Annotated in this window: 13 protein-coding genes; 4 read left to right on the top strand and 9 right to left on the bottom strand. The window is 66.6% G+C overall.

All coding sequences use genetic code 11. The features are described 5' to 3' along the window. Window positions 1-322: 322 nt before the first annotated feature. Genes EIO58_RS03840 through EIO58_RS03850 form a run of 3 tightly spaced genes read right to left on the bottom strand, consistent with a single transcriptional unit; the run spans window position 323 to window position 6,184 of the window. Window positions 323-3,544 carry an acetyl-CoA carboxylase family protein gene (locus EIO58_RS03840; protein WP_127818366.1) on the bottom strand — a complete coding sequence of 1,074 codons (3,222 nt, stop codon included), beginning with the start codon at window positions 3,542-3,544 and terminating at the stop codon, window positions 323-325. After that, window positions 3,541-5,037 (bottom strand): AMP-binding protein, encoded by a 1,497-nt coding sequence (locus tag EIO58_RS03845; protein ID WP_164861521.1) that lies wholly within the window; start codon window positions 5,035-5,037, stop codon window positions 3,541-3,543. Before EIO58_RS03845 ends, EIO58_RS03840 begins: the two co-directional genes overlap by 4 nt. Before the next feature lie 52 nt (window positions 5,038-5,089). Further along, window positions 5,090-6,184: an ABC transporter substrate-binding protein gene (locus EIO58_RS03850; RefSeq protein WP_127818368.1), complete on the bottom strand. Its 1,095-nt coding sequence runs from the start codon at window positions 6,182-6,184 to the stop codon at window positions 5,090-5,092. A 643-nt stretch (window positions 6,185-6,827) separates the two neighbouring features. Here EIO58_RS03850 and EIO58_RS03855 point away from each other — a divergent pair. The 3 genes from EIO58_RS03855 to EIO58_RS03865 all read left to right on the top strand — a co-directional run bounded on the left by EIO58_RS03855 (window position 6,828) and on the right by EIO58_RS03865 (window position 10,796). Beyond that, window positions 6,828-7,895 (top strand): ABC transporter substrate-binding protein, encoded by a 1,068-nt coding sequence (locus EIO58_RS03855; RefSeq protein WP_127818369.1) that lies wholly within the window; start codon window positions 6,828-6,830, stop codon window positions 7,893-7,895. Window positions 7,896-8,088: 193 nt separating this feature from the next. Further along, complete coding sequence (locus tag EIO58_RS03860) at window positions 8,089-9,498, top strand: aldehyde dehydrogenase family protein (RefSeq protein WP_127818370.1); 1,410 nt, start codon at window positions 8,089-8,091, stop codon at window positions 9,496-9,498. Between the two features lie 62 nt (window positions 9,499-9,560). Beyond that, window positions 9,561-10,796: a cytochrome P450 family protein gene (locus EIO58_RS03865; protein WP_127818371.1), complete on the top strand. Its 1,236-nt coding sequence runs from the start codon at window positions 9,561-9,563 to the stop codon at window positions 10,794-10,796. Between the two features lie 52 nt (window positions 10,797-10,848). On the opposite strand, the gene EIO58_RS19255 is transcribed toward EIO58_RS03865, so the two are convergent. The 6 genes from EIO58_RS19255 to EIO58_RS03890 all read right to left on the bottom strand — a co-directional run bounded on the left by EIO58_RS19255 (window position 10,849) and on the right by EIO58_RS03890 (window position 17,228). Then, window positions 10,849-11,400, bottom strand: coding sequence for an acyl-CoA dehydrogenase family protein (locus EIO58_RS19255; RefSeq protein WP_240658556.1), 552 nt, complete (start codon window positions 11,398-11,400; stop codon window positions 10,849-10,851). Next, window positions 11,400-11,867, bottom strand: a complete 468-nt coding sequence (locus EIO58_RS19260; protein ID WP_240658557.1) for an acyl-CoA dehydrogenase family protein — start codon at window positions 11,865-11,867, stop codon at window positions 11,400-11,402. Before EIO58_RS19260 ends, EIO58_RS19255 begins: the two co-directional genes overlap by 1 nt. Before the next feature lie 165 nt (window positions 11,868-12,032). Beyond that, complete coding sequence (locus EIO58_RS03875; protein WP_342447964.1) at window positions 12,033-12,884, bottom strand: amidohydrolase family protein; 852 nt, start codon at window positions 12,882-12,884, stop codon at window positions 12,033-12,035. Window positions 12,885-12,907: 23 nt separating this feature from the next. Continuing rightward, window positions 12,908-14,281, bottom strand: a complete 1,374-nt coding sequence (locus EIO58_RS03880; RefSeq protein WP_127818372.1) for a 3-hydroxyacyl-CoA dehydrogenase — start codon at window positions 14,279-14,281, stop codon at window positions 12,908-12,910. After that, on the bottom strand, window positions 14,278-16,419 hold the full coding sequence (locus tag EIO58_RS03885) for an acetate--CoA ligase family protein (protein ID WP_127818373.1): 2,142 nt from the start codon (window positions 16,417-16,419) through the stop codon (window positions 14,278-14,280). The genes EIO58_RS03880 and EIO58_RS03885 overlap by 4 nt, the downstream gene beginning before the upstream one ends. Continuing rightward, window positions 16,416-17,228 (bottom strand): crotonase/enoyl-CoA hydratase family protein, encoded by an 813-nt coding sequence (locus EIO58_RS03890; RefSeq protein WP_127818374.1) that lies wholly within the window; start codon window positions 17,226-17,228, stop codon window positions 16,416-16,418. The genes EIO58_RS03885 and EIO58_RS03890 overlap by 4 nt, the downstream gene beginning before the upstream one ends. Window positions 17,229-17,490: 262 nt before the next feature. On the opposite strand from EIO58_RS03890, the gene EIO58_RS03895 reads away from it, so the two are divergent. After that, window positions 17,491-18,440, top strand: a 950-nt coding sequence (locus EIO58_RS03895; RefSeq protein WP_127818375.1) for an alcohol dehydrogenase catalytic domain-containing protein, incomplete at its 3' end; no start/stop codon positions are given.

An 18,440-nucleotide genomic window follows, 5' to 3' on the forward strand; every position in this document is an offset into this window, starting at 1 on the left:
CCGGCGCCCCGGTTCGGCCGCACGACGCTCGCGGCGCCGGACGATCCGCCCGCGGCCGGGGCGGACGCGGACGAGCTGCTGCGGTCGCTCGGGTACGACGTGGAGCGGATCGACGCGCTGCGGGCGTCGGGCGCGCTCGGCCGGACTGATATCTAGGGCTTCCTGTCAAGCAGCACGCTCGTCGAGGACCACGGCCTCCGCTGCATGTCGGCATCCCAAGGCGACTCCTCGGAATGATCCAACAGTCGGCACCGTGAGGCTTGGGTCCGTGGGACTTCAGGACCCCACAAGCAAGGGGTTTGAGCCGGCGGTCGGACCGCGCTCAGCGACGGTCGTCGGCCGACGACTCGGCTGCGCGCCGGCCCTGCCGGATCACCGCCGCAACGAGGGCGCGGGTGTCGGCCGGGTCGATGACGTCATCGACCCGGAAGCGCGCAGCCGCGCCGAGCGGAGCCGTCTTCGCCTTCGCCGACTGCACGCGACGGTCGAACTCGGCGGCGCGCTCCGTCTCGTCGGCAATCGCGTCGAGCTCCTTAGAGGCCGAGAGCCGCACGATCGCCTCGGGCGCCATGCTGCCGATCTCTGCCGTCGGCCAGGCGATCGTCGACCAGGGCGCGCGGAAGCTCCCTCCGCACATCGCGACCGCGCCGACACCATACGCCTTGCGCGTGATGACCGTCGCGAACGGCACGCTCAACTTCGAGCCGGATATCAGGAAACTCGAGAGTTCTCTCAACTGGCCGGCAGCCTCCGCTTCGGGACCGACCGCGAACCCCGGGGTGTCGCATAGGAAGAGGACGGGCAGTCCGAACGTTTCGCACAGGCTCGCGAATCGCGCCGCCTTGTCTGCGCCGGGTTGGTCGATGGCCCCCGCGTTGGACTTCGGGTTATTGGCGATGACGCCGACCGGCATCCCTTCGATGCGCGCGAGGGCGGTGACCATGCTCGGCCCGTACCCGCCCTTCAGCTCCTGCACGCTGCCGATGTCGGCAATGAGTTCGAGCACATCGCGCACGTCGTAGGCGCGTAGGCGATCGGTCGGAAGCGCCGAGCGCAGCAGCTCCTGATCGGCGCATTCCCAGTTGGCAAGATCGCCCTGGAAGTACCCGACCACCCGACGCAATCGCGCGACAGCGTCCGCGTCGTCGTCGGCCAGGATGTCGACGACGCCGGCGTCGTGCAGCACGGGGGCGGGACCGATCTCGGCGACCGTATAGCTACCGAGGCGGGCGGCGTCGACGACAACGGGTCCGCCCATCCCGATGTTCGCACCGCGCGTCGCGATGATGACGTCACTGCAGCCCAGCAACGCCGCATTCCCGGCGAAGCATGCTCCCGACGCCATCCCGGCGATGGGCACGCGCCCGGAGATCCGGGCGAGCTGGTGGAAAGCACGCAGCGGGTTGGCGGAGGTGCCCGGCGCTTCGTCACCCGGGCGCCCGCCGCCGCCGTCGGCTATCAGCGCGATGGGAAGCAGCGAGCGCTCAGCGAGCTCGAGCAGGCGCTCCACTTTCTGCATCCCGAGCAGACCCTGTGTTCCCGCGAGCACGGAGGGGTCATACGCGATGACCGCACAGCGCCCCGGCGCTTGCGCGTGTTCGGCGGCGCCGAGCACACCGGTTCCCGTCACGACGCCGTCGGCGGGTGTCCTGCGGGCGAGGTCCTCCTCGGTGTCCCGCCACAGTCGCGCCGCAATTGTGAGTTGACCCAGCTCTATGAACGAACCCTCGTCCACCAGCGCGGTCAACTTCTCCCGGACAGTGAGGAGTCCGCGCGCGTGCGCGCGCTCGACCGCCTGGGGACGGGCGGAATCCTGCGCCAGCCGGCGCCGGTCCGAGAGCGCACGCAGTTCGACGGCCATGCCGTCCCCCGTCGGTTTGGCCGCGCGGCGTGACGTCGGCGCCTCCCCCGTGTCTACGGGGTCGATGACGACCAGGACCGCGCCGGGCAGGCACTCGTCGCCGGGGGCGACTCGCACCTCCACGACCCGGCCGGAAACGGGCGCGAGCGACCCGTGCTGCATCTTCATCACTTCGACACGCACGAGATCATCACCGGCCTCGACGAGTTCGCCGACGGCGACATCGAGGTGCGTGACGATCCCGGCGGTCTCGGCGAGCACGGCCACGTGCCCGTCGGCGTCTACCGACGCCGCTCGCTCCTCGGCGGCGCCGGACCGCGTAAGGTGCTGCTCAAGGAAGCGCGTGGTCAGCGCCGCCGCGGCCAGGCGCGGATCGTCGAGGATGGCGAGCAGCAGGTCTTGACTGGTCTCGACGCCCACAACCTTCAGCGAGCCGACTGCATCGCGGGCGCGGGCGACGGCCGATGGGAGGTCGTCGGCGGGCTCGTGCACGATGATCTTCGCGAGCAGCGAGTCGTAGCGCGACGACAGGACATCACCCGTCTCGAACCCGGTGTCGACGCGCACCTCAGAACCCTCGGGAAGCGTCAGCTCGGAGATGGTGCCCGACGACGGCAGCACACCGCGGCTCGTGATCGTCTCGGCGTTGACCCGGCACTGGATCGCAACGCCGCGAGGCGCCCGCGGGAAGTCAACGAGCCCCAGGTCCCGCAGCGTCTTGCCGCGGGCGATGCCGAACTGAGTCTGAACGATGTCGATGCCTGTGACCTCCTCCGTCACGGTGTGCTCGACCTGCAATCGCGGGTTCGCCTCCATGAAGTACCACGCGTCGGCGCCGGGATCAGCGTCCACGAGGAACTCGAACGTGCCGACTCCCGTGAAGCCCACCGCCCGCGCGAGAGCGGCAGCTGCGTCGTGCAGCTGGTCGCGGATCTCCGCCGGCAGGCCGGGGGCAGGCGCGATCTCGACAAGTTTCTGCCAATTGCGTTGGACGCTGCAGTCGCGGTCGCCCAGCACCGCGACGTCGCCTGTGTTGTCGCCGACGATCTGCACCTCGATGTGGCGGCTGTTCGGGATGAACAGTTCGGCGAACAGGCGGCCGTCGCCGAACGCGTTGACCGCTTCGGCAGCGCAGTCGCGGAAGGCGGCCTCAAGCTGGTCGGGTTGCTTGACCACGCGGATGCCGCGGCCGCCGCCGCCGGCGACGGCCTTGAGCATGATCCCGTGGCCCGGCGCGGCATCCGCGAGAAGGCGCTCGGCACCGTCCAGGGTGGTGGGCCCGGTGCTCGTGACCATGGGCACGCCGAGGCTGCCGGCTACCTCGCGGGTCTGGACCTTGTCGCCGAACAGCTCGAGAGTGCGCACTGACGGGCCGACGAACGTGATGCCCGCGTCCGCGCACCGCTGGGCGAGTTCAGGCTGCTCGCTGAGAAAGCCCCATCCGGGGTGAAGCAGGTTCGCGCCGTTGTCGCTGGCCGCGCGCACGATCGCCTCGACGTCGAGGTACGCCGTCGCGCCGATGCCCTCGAGCGGCGTGGCGCGGTCGGCGACGCGGCGGTGCATTGCGCCGGCGTCGTCGGCGCTGAACACTGCTACAGCTTCTATGCCGAGCGCCTCGGCGGCCCGATTGATCCGCACGGCGACCTCGCCGCGGTTGGCAATAAGGACGACGTCCCTTGTCACTTCGCGCCTACTAGTGCGGCGTACTGCGAGCGTAGGGCACGCTTGTCGACTTTCCCGGCCGCTGTCAGGGCGAGCGCGGCGGTGACGACGTAGTGCTTGGGCCGTTGGGCGGGCGTGAGCCGCTCGGCAGCGAACGCGCGCAGCGCGTCCTCACGCTCGGCGCGTTCCGACTCCGGCCAGCTCGTCACGAGCACAGCTGTCACCGCCTCCCCCCAATCTGGGTCCGCGACGCCGATCACGGCACACTCCTGAACGCCGGGGAACTCCACGAGGCGAGACTCAACGGTGGCGGAGTAGACGTTGACCCCGCCCGTGATGATGACGTCGGCGACCCGGTCAGTAAGGAAGAGCCACCCGGCATCGTCGAAGTAGCCGAGGTCGCCTGGCCACACCAGTTCGCCCGTCGCACGCGAGCGCATGTGGATGCGTCCGGTCTGGTATGGCGGCGACGGTGTGCCGTCTTCGTCAAACACGTACACCTCGGCGCCGGGAAGGGGCCGGCCGACCGTGCCGGGGCGCTCCAGCCACTCCTCGGGCGTGACATATGTGCCCCCAGCCTCGGTGGCCGCGTAGAACTCGTACATAACCGGTCCCAGCCACTGCATGATGCTGTGCTTCAGTGCCGGAGGGCAGGGTGCGGCACCGTGGATGATCGCCTCGAGCGACGACAGGTCGTATGCACCACGCTCGGACTCGGGCATCGCCGCGATTCGCGACAGCATCGTGGGCACCATGAAGGTCGAGTTCACGCGGTGCTCGTCGATCATGCGCAAGATCTTCTCGGTGGACCACCCGGCTGGAAGCACGACCGTGGACCCGAGGTGCAGGGCCGCAGTCGCGTACGCGAGCGGTCCGCCGTGATACAAGGGCCCCGAGACGAGGTGCCTGGAGTCGCCCTCGCGCATGCCCAGCAACAGGGGCGACGCGACGATGGGCGCGGCCGCCTCTTCCGGCGTGACCTCTGGCAACGGGTGACGGATGCCGCGCGGTGCGCCCGTCGTGCCGCCGGTGTACATCATGCGGATGCCGGCACGGTGCGGCGGGACGTGTGCCGACGCAGGAAGCGCGTCGGCAGCCGCGCTGATGGCGACGAAGCGTTCGTCGTTACCGAAGGAGAGACGACGGGACGGATCGATGCCCACGCGATCGGCTGCCTCGGACGCGGCATTCACCGCGTCCTGGTCCACGATGATGAGGCGCGTCGCGCTGTCACCCCAGATCAGAGCGAGATCGTCGCCGGTCGCCTTCACCGCGGCCGGTGTGAAGTACAGCCCGCTCTGCAAGGCGGCGATGTAGGCGACGAGCCATGACGGCGAGTTTCCCGCCATGACAGAGACCGTCTCCCCCGGCTTCACGCCGAGCTCGGCGAACAGCGTCGCCCATCGGTCGGCCAGCCGGGCGGCTTCGGCGTAGCTGAGGACTGTCCCATCCTCAGCTACGAGTGCCGGCCGGTCCGGCTGCGTCCGCGCGTTCTCCCAGAAACTCTGCGCCACGGCTTCCTCGCTCCCTTGGGGTGGTGATCGGGTCATTCATCGGCGTGTGCGATCACTGTTTCGCTGACCAGAACCCCAGTACGTGCTTCCACGCATCGAGCGTTTCCTGGGTGTCAGCGACTTCGTTGATCACGTGATTCTCGTCCGTCAGCCCCTCAGGGTGCGGCGCGCCCGGCATGAGGCCGTACTGTCCCTGAAGTGCGAAGTCCGCCTGCGCCTGGTCGGTCATCAGCCAGCTCGAGAGAAGCTTCGCAGCATCGGGGTTTGGCGCGTCCTTAAGCAGACCGACCGGAATGTAGGCCAGCAGGCTCAGCTCGGGAATGAAGTCCACGGGTGCGCCGTCGGCCTTGTTCGCCTGCAGGAGCGACATCGGATACTCCGCGATGTCGGCCTCGCCCGTCACCAGCGCCTGCCCGATAGCCGCGCCGTCGGGTAGGGTCCTGAGGTCCTGCTCGCCGTAATTGGTCATCCACTCGTCGTCGATCCGACCGTCGAGGTAGGCGAGCACCATTGTCTGCGTCCCGGCGTTTGCGGCAGTGAGGTTGTTGCTCGCGATCTTGCCCTTCCATCGCTCGTCGAGAAGATCCTCGTAGGTGCGGGGGACCTCGTCCTCCGGCACGCTTGCGGTGTTGTACGAGTAGCCGAACAGGCCGGCGTACGGCACGTACCAGAGGTCCTCGTCATGGTGGACGAGCTCTTCGGCGCCCACCGGCGCGAAAGGCTCGAACCAATCGTCGAACTCCGGGAGGAATACGCCGTTATTGATGGTTCCGAAGAGAAGGTCACCGGCACGCTGACCGCTCGACGCCTCGGCCTGGAGTCGTGTGATCACTTCCGATCCGACCAGGTGGACGAGGTTCACCGTGATGTCGGGGAAACACTGGTTGAAATTCTCCACGAGCGGCTCCCAGTTGACGGCGCCCGGGCCGTACACCGTCACCGACGACTTGCCGGACTCGACGGCGGCGTCGTAATACTCGGCCATGGTGTCGCCCAGCGCAGTTCCTTCGTAGCAGCCATCACCCGCATTTGTCCCGCCTGCGTCCGTCGTCGCCGGAGCCGGCGAACCCGCGCAACCAGTCGCGATCATGCCGAGCGCCAGGGCGCCTGCCAGGAGCGTCGCGCCGCTGCTGATGCTTCTTCTCATGTGCTTCCCCTTCTCATATCACGCAGCACGGATGGCGGCTGCGGGTCGGGGTTCACAAGCGCGGTGCGCGCGAGCCGCTTCATAACCCCATCGTCATGCGTTCGGACCCGTGTCGTCCGACCGTGGTCGCGGCCTGGCGTCACCGTAACAACGCGCCTGGAGCCGTCTCGCGCCCTTTTGAGAGGGTTCCGCCCAGCGGGACGCGAGGGACGAGTTCCAGTGATTGGGATGTCGAACGAGAACAGGCCTCGGGCCCACGGGGGTGTATCGAGATCGCTCCGGCTGTCGGGCGTCCTCGGGCGAGGACTCGCGCCCCACCAGCAGGCCGATCACAAGAGACAGCTCGTGAACTGCATTCGAGGAGATCGTCATCGCGGCGGGCATGGGCATTGCATCGCCCGCTGCAACCGCGGTTCGGCGCGGATCCCCGATGGTAGTCACCCTCGCTGGCCCGCCACCCATCTCGGACATCTCACGCGAAGAGCTCCTTCTAGCGGGATGACCGTTCCGTTCCACAGCGAGGAACTTTCGTAGTGCCATCGGGCAGACAGATCCCAGCCGCATAACCTACGTGTCGCAAACAAGCGGCGTCGCTTGCACGAGGCGTAAGCCGCAGGCGCATGCACACATCAAGGGAGATGCAATGACTGTTCGGCACTTGGTGCGGGGAACAATACTGGGGAGCGTTGCTCTCGTCGTCGCGCTGGCAGGCTGCGCTTCCGGCGGGACCACCACCGCGCCTGGCGGGGACGAGAAGGCGGGATCCGAGAGTGATCCTGCGGCCCTGAGCGGGGAGTTCACGCTCTACGGGCCTGGTGCCCCCGAGCTCGAGGCCACGGTGATCAAGGCCTTCAACGAGGAATATCCCAACATCCGCGTCAATGCGGTCAAACTGGTGGGTCAGGACCTCCCGACTCGCCTCCAGAGCGAGTTCGCCAGCGGTCAACACGTCGGCGACGTCGTCCTGACCTCGACCCTGGATCCCTACGGCCCGTGGGGCGATGGGAAACAAGATTGGTGGGAACCGTACCTCCCCGAAGGCTCAGACGAGCTGCCCGCCTACGCGGTGAGCGAGGAGCAGGGTTGGTTCGCCCCCTACAGCTCGGGCTTCGGAATCGCCTACAACACTGAGGCTCTCTCGGCGAACGACGTGCCGAAGACATGGGATGAGCTGCTCGACCCGAAGTGGAAGGGGAGGGTCTTGCTTCCCGATCCGACCATACTGGCCCTGCCAACGGTTCTGTTCTCGGGCCTCAGCCTGGAGGGCGTCATCGACGACGAGTGGGTGGCGGATTTCGTCGCGAATGAACCGATCATCACCGAGTCAGCCGCTGCGATCACCCAACCGCTCAGTACCGGGGTGGGTGACCTCGCCGTTTGGGGCCAGGGCTACGTGACGGTCGGCGTGGCACAGGGCGCGCCGTTCGCCTATATCGGCGCGACGACCGCGCAGAGCGTGACCCCAGCCGCACTTATCAAGGATGGGCCGAATCCCGAAATGGCGAAGGTGTTCCTCGATTGGCTCCTCACCGACCCGGCACAAGAGTCATTGGCTCAGAACGGCTACATCCCGCTCATGCCCGACCAGCCGCTCCCGGAGGGCATCACGCCGGAGGAACTTGCTGATTCGGTCGTAATACCGACCTTCTCGGAAGGCGCCTTCGCCGAGGCGCAACGACTGATGGGCGTATTCGAGAGCGAGTTGAACTGACACTTCGCTCGCACACACACCGCCGACGTCTCCGCCAAGCCGGGGCCGTCGGCGGTGTTCTGCCGGAACACGCACCCGAGGTGACCACAGCCCCGGGTCTCGCATAGCGGAACACCCGCCGCTCCCCCTCTCCCGAGCGACAGCTTGTCGCGTAGCGTGCAGTCAGTTCAACGGAGAATGATCAGGAGCTCAGATGCGCAATGTCGTTGGGGGAATCGAGATCGGCGAGGGTGTCGGTCGCGAGGTGGAGGATCCGGCGACACTCGAGATCGTGGACACCGTCGATGTGTTCACGTCGAAGCAGGTCGACCTGGCCGTGCGCGCCGCGCGTGCTGCATTCCCGAAGTGGGCGGCCTCCTCCGACGAGCGCCGGCGCGTGCTCTCCGCCTGCTCCGCTGTTCTGACCGCGCACGAGGACGAGCTCGCCGAGCTCCTCAGTCGCGAGCAGGGCAAGCCGCTCGCGCAGGCATCCTCCGAGCTGCGCGGAAGCCAGAAGATCCTCGACTGGTATGCGGATCTTGAGGATAGCGAGGCGGTGCTCCGGGACGCGCCGGGTGAGCGGATCGTCACGCGCCACCTTCCCATCGGCGTGGTCGGGATCATCACACCGTGGAATTTCCCGATCACGATCCTCGGCATGAAGCTCTGGGCCAGCCTGCGCGCGGGCAACACTGTCGTGGTGAAGCCCGCCTCCACGACCCCGCTCAGCACGCTGCGCATGGTGCAGGTCCTTTCCGAGGTGGTGCCGGCTGGTGTGATCAACACGGTCACCGGAAGTGGTGCCGTCGGCGGCGAGCTCGCCTCGCATCCGCTGGTGGACAAGGTCTCATTCACCGGATCGACGGGCGTCGGCCGCGAAGTCATGACGGCCGCCGCCCCGGGGCTCAAGCGACTCACCCTCGAACTCGGCGGAAACGACCCCGCCATTCTGCTCGACGACGTCGATCTCGCCCATGCGCTTCCCATCCTGGTTCGGGGCGCGTTCCACAACGCCGGACAGGTCTGTCAGGCCATCAAGCGCGTCTTCGTGCCGCGGCGACTGGAGAAGGACGTCGTCGACGGGCTCACAACGCTGGCCGACGAGCTTTATGTGGTCGGGCGCGGACTCACGGACGGCGTGACGATGGGCCCTGTAAACAACCAGTCGCAGAAGGACTCCGTGACGCGACTCGTGGACGATGCCCGGTCCCGCGGCGCGCTCGTTCACGAGGTCGGCACGCGCGTCGGGGACGACCCCGGCTACTTCCTGCAGCCCACCATTCTGTCCGGCGTCGAAGCGAGCTGGCCGATCGCTGCCGAGGAGCAGTTCGGCCCGGCGCTGCCCATCATCGTGTACGACGACCTCGACCGCACAATCGACGAGCTCAACAGCGGAGAGTTCGGGCTTGACGGCTCTGTGTGGGGTCGCGACGTGGATCGCGCCATCGACCTCAGCCTTCGCCTTCACGTCGGCCAGTCGTTCGTGAACACCCACGCTGGGCCACCCGACCCCGAGATTCCGTTCGGTGGTGTCAAGGCGAGTGGTTTCGGGCGCGAGCTCGGCGCGCAAGGACTGGCCGAGGCGAGCCAACTGCGGGTGCTCAAGGTGCAGAGGACGGCCTGAATCGTTCACGCGAAACCTACCACCCGATCTTCGGGCGCCAGAACTCACTGAAGGAAAGAGCAATGAGCACACAACCGGTCGATGCGCGAGATGTCGACACCACACCAGTTGCCATCGAGGCGTCTCATTGCCCCTGGGCCGGGTACCGGAAGTTGCGTGAACGGGGCGCCGTTCTGCACACCGCGTTCCCGCCCGGATTGCCGGCGTACGCGGTGACGACGTTCAACGAGGTCGTCCAGTTGTTGCAGGATCCGCGCTTCTCCAAACGGTTCCCCGAGACGGAGGATGCGCGCAAGTCAGGCATGGTGTTCTCGCAGCAGGGTATTCATCTTCTCAACACCGATGCGCCAGACCACACGCGGCTTCGCCGATTGATCGGTCCTGCCTTCACTCCTCGCCGAATTGCGGCGTTGGAGACGCAGGTCCGCGCCACCACCAACCGGCTGATCGACGCGATCGCGGAACGAGACGAAGCCGACCTCATCGCAGACTTCGCCTACCCGCTCAGCATTACCCTGATCTGCGAGATCCTGGGCATCCCCGAGGAGGATCGCGCGCAGTTCCGGGAATGGTCAGTCGCCGCCACGACGGCGGCGCCGAACCCGAACGGAGGTCCGAACCCGGGTGCGGTCGCCCTGTCCGGCTACCTCTCCGAGCTCATCGTCCGCCGCCGCGCAGAACTCAGCCATTTCTCCGACCCCGAAAGCGCTCCAGACGTGCTGTCCCGCATGATCCTCAGCCACGACTCGGGTGACGGACTAAGCGATCAGGAGCTCATCGGCAACGCCTTCCTTCTCCTGATCGCCGGGCATGAGACAACGGTCGGACTCATCGGGAACATGCTGCTCGGGCTGTGCCGGCGCAGGGACCAGCGACAGCTCCTGCTCGACGACCCCGAGCTCGCAGCATCCGCGGTCGAAGAGTTCCTGAGGTTCGACGGACCCGTGCAGCGCACGACCTTCCGGACCGCAACTGAGGATGTCGAGCTTGGTGGTACCGTGATCCCCAAGCACGGGCAGGTGTTCGCCTATCTGGGTTCCGCCAATCACGACCCCCAGGTGTTCGAGAATCCGGATGAGATCGACATCACTCGCGACATCGAGCGCCACGTCGGATTCGGCCAGGGAATCCACTTCTGTCTCGGATCCCCGCTGGCGCGCCTCGAAGCCCGCATCGCACTTCAATCGTTCTTGGCTCGATTCCCGGACTACGCGCTCGCGGTGCCCGAAGATGAACTCACGTATCTGCCGACCGTGGTGCGGGCCCTGTCCGCACTCCCGGTGCACCTGAACGGGTAAGCGGCCCGACTCGCGGAGGGGGCCGGTCGTGCAGCGCGCCCGGCCCTCATGGTCATTCCCCGATGCTGCCTAGCGTCGCGTGACCCTTGAGAAGATTGCGGGCGATGGTGCGTCGCTGAATCTCGTCGGTGCCCTCGAAGATGCGCCAGACGCGGACGTTGCGATACCACCGCTCGATCGGAAGCTCCTTGGCGTAACCGAGACCACCGTGGATCTGAAGCACGCGGTCCATGACTTCGTTGGCCATCACCGCACCGTGCAGCTTCGCAATCGACGTCGCATGGCGGGCATCGAGGCCCTGCTGCGATCGCCATGCAGCGTACAGGGTCAGCCACTTGGTGGATTCGATCTCGACCTGGCTGTCCGCGATCTGCCATTGAATTGCCTGATAGTCGGCGATCGGATGCCCCATCGATTTGCGGATCTTGGCGTACTCGACCGCCATGCCCGGCAGGCGCTCGGCGGCACGCGACGGGATGACGTACCGCTTCTGGCCGATCCAGTTCAGTGCCAGTTCCATACCGCCCCCCGGCTCGCCGAGGAGATTGCGATCGGGCACCCTGACGTCTTCGAACGAGAGGCTGGCGGCTTCCCAGTCTCCCATCAGCGGGATCGGCGAAGATTCCAACCCATGTCACGGTCCACGAGGAATGTCGTGACGCCGGCCTCGGTCATGGCGAACAGGATGCAGAAGTCCGCCCCCGACCCACCGCTAATGAACGTCTTCTCGCCGTTGATCACCCAGTCCTCCCCGTCCTGACGTGCGTAGGTGCGGAGATTGGTCGCATCGGAGCCGGCATCGGGCTCGGTGATCGCGAAGCACGCCTTCTTCTTGCCTGCGATGACGGGGTAGAGGTACTCCTCCTTCTGCTCGTCGGACGCATGGAAGAGGACGTTGTCCGCTCCGCCGCCGAAACTGAAGGGCACGAACGTCCGGCCGAGTTCCATCTCGATCACCGCGTGCATGACGGGTCCGAGCTCGATGCCGCCGTACTCCTCCGGTGTCGTGATACCCCAGAGACCCGCCGACTTAGCCTTGTCCTGTAGGTCCGTGAGTGTTCCGGGGTCCAAGGAGCGACGTCCTTCCCGCTCATTCTTGAGAACGCGGTCCTCCAGCGGACGCAACTCTTGTTGACGAAGAGGCGAATCGTGTCACGAACCGCGCGTTCCTCTTCCGAGAGGGAGAAATCGATCATGGATACTCCTGGCGTGGGGAGGCACGGCGGTGGACGTGAATCACAGTTTGAGGAGACGTATCGCGTTGCCTTTCAGAAGGGCAGGGTGGACCTCTTCGCGGATGCCGACCTCGTCGAGGTCGCGCAGCCATCGGTCCGGTGTGATGAGCGGGAAGTCGCTTCCGAACAGCACCTTGTCGCGCAACAGCGTGTTGGCATATTGCACCAGGTTCGGCGGAAAGTACTTCGGCGACCACCCCGACAGCTCGATGTAGACCTGCGGTTTATGGACCGCGACGGCGAGGGCCTCGTCCTGCCACGGGAAGGACGGGTGGGCGAGGATGATCGGCATGTCGGGAAAGTCCACTGCGACGTCATCGAGGTGCAGCGGATTCGAGTACTTCAACCGGATCCCGCCACCCCCGCGCACGCCGGCACCTGCGCCGCTCTGCCCGGTGTGGAACAGAGCCGGGATGCGGTGCGCGTTCAGTACCTCATAGAGGTCGTACGCGATTCGATCGTTCGGGAAGAATTCCTGTCCATTGGGGTGGAACTTGAAACCGCGGATGCCGCCGGCAATGAGTTCCTCGGCCCGCCGCGCTCCCGCCTCACCGCGCGCGGGATGAACGCTGCCGAACGGGACGATCGTGTCGTTTTCACGTGCGGCGATCGCGAGAATCTCGTCGTCGGTGAGTTCCGGCGCCACATCCGGGTTCTTGTCGACGGTGAAGCTGACGGCCGCCATATTCCGCGAGCGATAATACTGGGCGAGGTCCGGCAGCGTGCCTGCGCCCACGTCCTCGGCTTTGAAGAACTTCGCCATCTGACTGCGGCGCTCGTCGACGACACTCGGGTCGGCGGAGACGGATGTCGAGACGTGCGTGTGCATGTCGAGCGCGACGATGCCGTCCACGTCGATCGCAGGCTGATAGACGGTCACCGCGAGCCCTCGTTCCGTGGGTCCAAATCCGCGAATCGTCGGCCGGTCCGCGCGAGGTCCAGAAGCAGCGGCGCAGGCTCCCACCAGCCGCCGAAGTCCTGGTGTAGCCGTCCGATGTCAGCCGCGATTGCCGCCAGGCCGACCTCGTCGGCCCAGAACATCGGCCCCCCGACGTCCGCGGGAAATCCGTACCCTGTCACGTACACGGCATCGATGTCGCCGGGTTTGGAGGCAACCCCGTCCTGGAGCAGCCATGCTCCGCGATTGACCAACGCGTAGAGGCACCGAGCGACAATCTCCTCAGCACCGATCTGTCGGCGCTCGATCCCGATCCGCGCGGAATGATCGATGAGCGCTGCGTCCAGTTCCGGGTCGGGCAGCGGCATGCGGGACCCCGGCTCGTAGCGGTACCAGCCGGCCCCGGTCTTCTGTCCGAGGCGTCCCATCTCGATCGGCACGAATCGCAGATCGGAATGGCGCCGGTCTTTCGGCCGTGTGAGAATCGCCTGTCGCCGTGCGTCCAACCCGACATCGAGACCAGCCATGTCACCGACCTTGAACAGGCCCATCGCGAAGCCGAACTCCTCGAGGACGCCGTCGACCTCACTGGGCGAAGAGCCCTCCTCCACGAGGAAGTTCGTCTCCCGGCTGTAGTCGGCGAGCATGGCGTTTCCGATGAAGCTCGGCGCGTTGCCAGCGGGGACGGGGATCTTGCCGATCAGGTCGCCGATCCGCAGCACTTTCGCGAGCGTCTCCGGTGAGGTGCGCGCGCCAGAGACGACCTCCAGAAGCCTCATGACGTTCGCGGGGCTGAAGAAGTGGGTGCCGATCACCACCTCCGGACGGCCGGTGACCTCCGCGATTCGGTCGATGTCCAAGCCAGACGTGTTCGTGCACAGGAGCGCATCAGAGGCGGCGACGCGATCGATGTCTACGAACACGCGACGCTTGAGATCCAGGTCTTCAAACACCGCCTCAATCACAACCTCCGCCGGTGCCAACGCCGCAAACTGGTCAGAGGCCGATATCAGGGCCAGGCGCTCGTCGGCGACGGTCTGTTCGAGACGCCCTCTTGTGACGCTGTGGTTGTAATTGGCGCGGATGCGCTCCATGCCCCGGTGTACGTCGGCTGACGACCGGTCGACCAGGACGACGGGGACACCCACGTTCGCGAACGCCATTGCGATGCCGCCGCCCATGGTCCCCGCGCCCACGATCCCCACCGCCCGGGGACGCCAGTCCTCGCCGATGACGGGCAGGCCCTCGAACTCCGCTGCAGCCCTCTGCGCCGCGTGCGCGTGCGCGCCGCCGACAGCGGGATCGGGCCGGCGCAGGACGTCGGCGGTCAGCCAGGTCGGGCGGGCGCTCATCGGGCGCCCTTGCCATAGGCAGTGAACGTCAACAGGACGTCGAGCGCTGTGACCCCTTCCGGGGTCGCCAAGAGCGGATTGATATCGAGTTCCTGGATGTCGGGGCGACGCAGCATCAGTTCGCCGACCCGCGCGGCTGTTTCTGCGACGGCCCGCACATCGAGAGGATCGCGACCGCGGAACGCGCCGAGCAGTTTCGAGCTGCGCAAGCGGCCGAGCTCAGCGACGATGTCGTCGATCGGCAGGTCTGCCGGAAGGATGCGGACGTCACCCAGCGCCTCAACCCACACTCCACCGAGCCCGACCACGACGACCGGTCCCCATGTCGGATGACGCTTCGCGCCCACCATCAGTTCGACGCCCTTGTCCGCCATCTGCTCGACGAGGACCCCGTCCAGCCCACCTTCGATGAGCGCGCCTACACCGCTATCCAACTGCTCGTATGCCCGACGCAGTTCTGCTTCACCGGCGATACCGAGTACCACGCCACCTGCTTCTGTCTTGTGCATGAGCTTCGCGGACTGCGCCTTCGCGGCGACGGGGTAACCGACGCGGTCTGCGATAGCGATCGCCTCCTCCACGGTGGTGGCCAAGCCACCCTGCGGTACGGGGATGCCGATCCCGGCGGCCACCCGCTTGGCGGCCCACTCCACCGTGGCTTCGACGCCGAACTCGAGGGCATCAACCGGAAGGAGCGACAAGTGCTGACGAGCTGCCGAAGTGACCGCTCGCCCGTAGTGGAAGACGGCCGCCATGCTCCGAATCAGACGCTCGGGCGAGCTCGAGAGTATGACGTTGTTCTCGGCGGCCAGTTCACGCAGCTCCGCGGAAACGGGAGCGATATCGCCGAGAAGACCGACGGCCAGCGGTTTCAAGTTTCCGGCCGAGGCCCTGATCACCTGACGAAGCATCCGCTCGTTGTTGGCCACCGAAGAGTATGCGACCCCGAGAATGACCGCTCCGATGGCTTCGTCATCCAGTAGCGCTCGCGCCGCATCGTGGTATAGGTCGGGGTCCACCGCGACGAGGGTGCCGACGTCGAGCGGATTCGCCGCCGACATGTAGGAGGGCAGGCGAGCGTTGAGGCGCTCCTCGATTGCGGGGGAGAGGGCGGGCACGTCGACGTCTAACGGAGCCACCGCGTCGAGCGCAAGCGCGCAGAAAGCCCCGGAGGTCGTCGCGAATCCAATTCCGCCGCGCGGTGGCGACGGGTAGCGAGTCAAAATCTCGGCGACGTCCATGAGCTCTTCGATGGATTCAACGACACACGCGCCGGCACGTGTCGCGAGCGCCTTCATGACCCCGTAGTCGGCCGCGAGCGCTCCGGTATGGGACGCCGTGGCTTGCTGGCCGCGTTCCGAACGTCCGGCGTGAGTCAGGATGACACTCTTGCCATTCTGCCGGCACTTGCGAACACTCGCCAGGAATCCGGCGGGATCGCGGATGTCTTCGATGTACATGACGATGCCGCCGGTTGCATCATCGTCGGCGAGGAAGTCGAGATAGTCGGCCAGGGTAAGGCTCGCCTCATTGCCCGTTGAGATGGCGTACGAGACGGGAACGCGCCGAGCTTCCAAGCCGTAGGTAACGAGGCCCATGAGCCCCCCGCTCTGTGCGAGGATCGCGAGCGCACCGGTCGCGCCAGGGGCAAGAGTCGGGATCGGGGAACCGCCGGGAAGAAACACGGTGCGCATGCCGTGGACGTGATTGTTGTAACCTATGCAGTTCGGGCCGGCCAACCGCATCCCCGACTCCAGCGCGATCCGGGAGATCTCCGCTTGCGCCGCTCGGCCCGCCTCGCCGAGTTCTGAGAAACCGGATGCGTAGACTATCCCGGTGCGAACCCCGCGCGCCGCGAGTTCGCGCACCGCGTCCGCGACCGCGGAGGCAGGCAACGCGATGAGCGCGAGATCGACCCCTTCCGGGAGCTCGCTGATCTGGGTGAGGACCGTCCTGCCATCGAACTCGCCACCACCTCTACCGACGAGATGAACGTCACCGGTGAACCCGTGCGCGTCGAGATGACCCAGGAGATTGCGTCCAGAGGCGCCCGGCTTGCTGGACATTCCGATGATCGCGACGGATTGCGGGTTGAGCAACCGAGAAACGGGATGGGTTTCGACGGGCGTGAGGGTCATCGCTTGCCCTCCGACCTGGTGCCGGCGGCCGGGCGGGCAAGGGGTGCGGAGCGTTTCTCCACGAAGTCGGTGAGTCGCTCGTGCGAGGACGCCGATACCGCGCTGCGGGCCACCAGCGTCTCGAAGAACAGGCCATCATCGTAGGTGAGGTCGTTGATCCTGCTCAGTCCCTGCGTGATCGCCCAGTTGGACTCGGGGGTGTTCGAGGCGATCTTTCGCGCCAGCTCGACAGCCTCGTGCAACGCCCTGCCGGAGTCGACGACGTATTGGACTAGATTCTGCGCGACCGCTTCGTCAGCCGAGAGGATGCGTCCGGTCAGCATCATGTCCGTCATGCGCGCGGTGCCGATGAGCCGCTGGATGCGCACAGATCCTCCAGCGCCTACGAAGATCCCCCGCTGCGCCTCGGGTAGGCCAAAGAAGGCGGTGTCATCCGCGACACGGATGTGCGCCGACGCCGCCACCTCCAGCCCAGCACCGATCACCGCACCTGTGAGCGCCGCGACCACAGGGATGCGTCCACGCTGAATGCGGTCGAATGCGACATGGGCGGGGTTCGGTCCGATCTGCAGCCGGCGAGCTGGGTCCTTCGCGATCGAGTCGCGGATCTGCGCAAGATCCAGCCCGGCCGAGAAGTGGTCGCCGACTCCGTAGATCACCGCCGCCTTCGCTTCGAGCCCGGCGGTCTCCAGCGCCTCGCCGATCTTGACGAACATCGCGCTGTGCAATGCGTTGCGCTTCTCCGGACGGTTGATCCCGATCATCGCTATGTCGTCGTCGATCTCGAGAGTGATCTCTTCCTGCGCCATGACGCTCTCTTTCTCTGATCCGAACGCGGGCATGCCGCCCGCGGAAGGAGCGGGCGCAGGGCGTGCGCTGCTCCGGGCACGGGTCAACGGTAAGCGTGCAGCACTTCGAGATCGCCGACTCCGGCCTTTGTTCCTCTGGGCGGCACGGCGTCGCGAGCCAGGCCGCTTCCGTCCTGCGGAACAGCAGCACCACTAGACAGGCCCCAAGCTGTCGGTGAATAGCATCGTGCCATTCGAATCCACGGGGACATGGAGGTCCGAGATGGCCACAGCAGCCTTGCTCACGGCACCAGGAAGGCTTGAGATCGTCGACGATGTCGAGATCGAGGAGCCGCGGGCCGGGGAGGTGCGCGTGCGAGTGGAGTGGTGTGGCGTGTGCCACTCCGACCTCCACGTCCTCGACGATGAGACGCCGACCGCCGTGACTGGGGGACTTCTCGGGCACGAAGTAGCCGGCGTGGTCGACGTGCTCGGCGCAGGAGTCACGGATCTCGAGGTGGGCGACCATGTGGTCGTCAGCATGATCGGCCCATGCGGCGACTGCGAAGCGTGCTTCAACGGCGCGACCGCCGCGTGCACGCGCCAGTACGGCCGAGGAGGTGTCGCGGCCGACGGGTCCACTCGGCTATCGCGGGGCGCAGCGCCGATCACCCGCCTCCTCCGCGTTGGCGGCTTCGTGGAGTACACCGTGGTTCAGCAGGAATGCGTCGTGCGGATTTCCAAGGAGCTGCCGCTCGACCTCGCCACGGTGCTCGCGTGCTCCGGGCAGACCGGCTTTGGTGCGGTCACGAACATCGCTGAAGTCTCCGCTGGTGACACGATCGTCGTGATCGGCTTGGGAGGTGTGGGGCTGGCGGCAGTCCAGGCGGCGCGCATCGCGGGTGCGACCGTCATCCTGGGTATCGATCCAATCGCGTCGCGTCGCGCTCTCGCCGAACGGCTCGGTGCCACCGCCACACGCGCACCCCAGGATGTCACCGCTCACCTCGGTGCGGAGCTCGCCGGGCCCCAGCGATTCCGCCACGCGATCGACACCGTCTCGAATGCCGCGACTCTGGGGATGGGGGCGGGACTCATCGGACCCGGGGGAACGCTCGTGATCCTCGGCGTCACGGCTCCGACGACACCGCTGGAGGGTCTCTTCACAGCAGATCTCGTCCTCGGGCAGAAACGGGTACTCGGCTGCTACCTCGGCAGCAGCATCCCCCGTCG

The sequence above is a fragment of the Microbacterium sp. CPCC 204701 genome (assembly GCF_004010105.1).
Classification (GTDB): Bacteria; Actinomycetota; Actinomycetes; order Actinomycetales; family Microbacteriaceae; genus Microbacterium.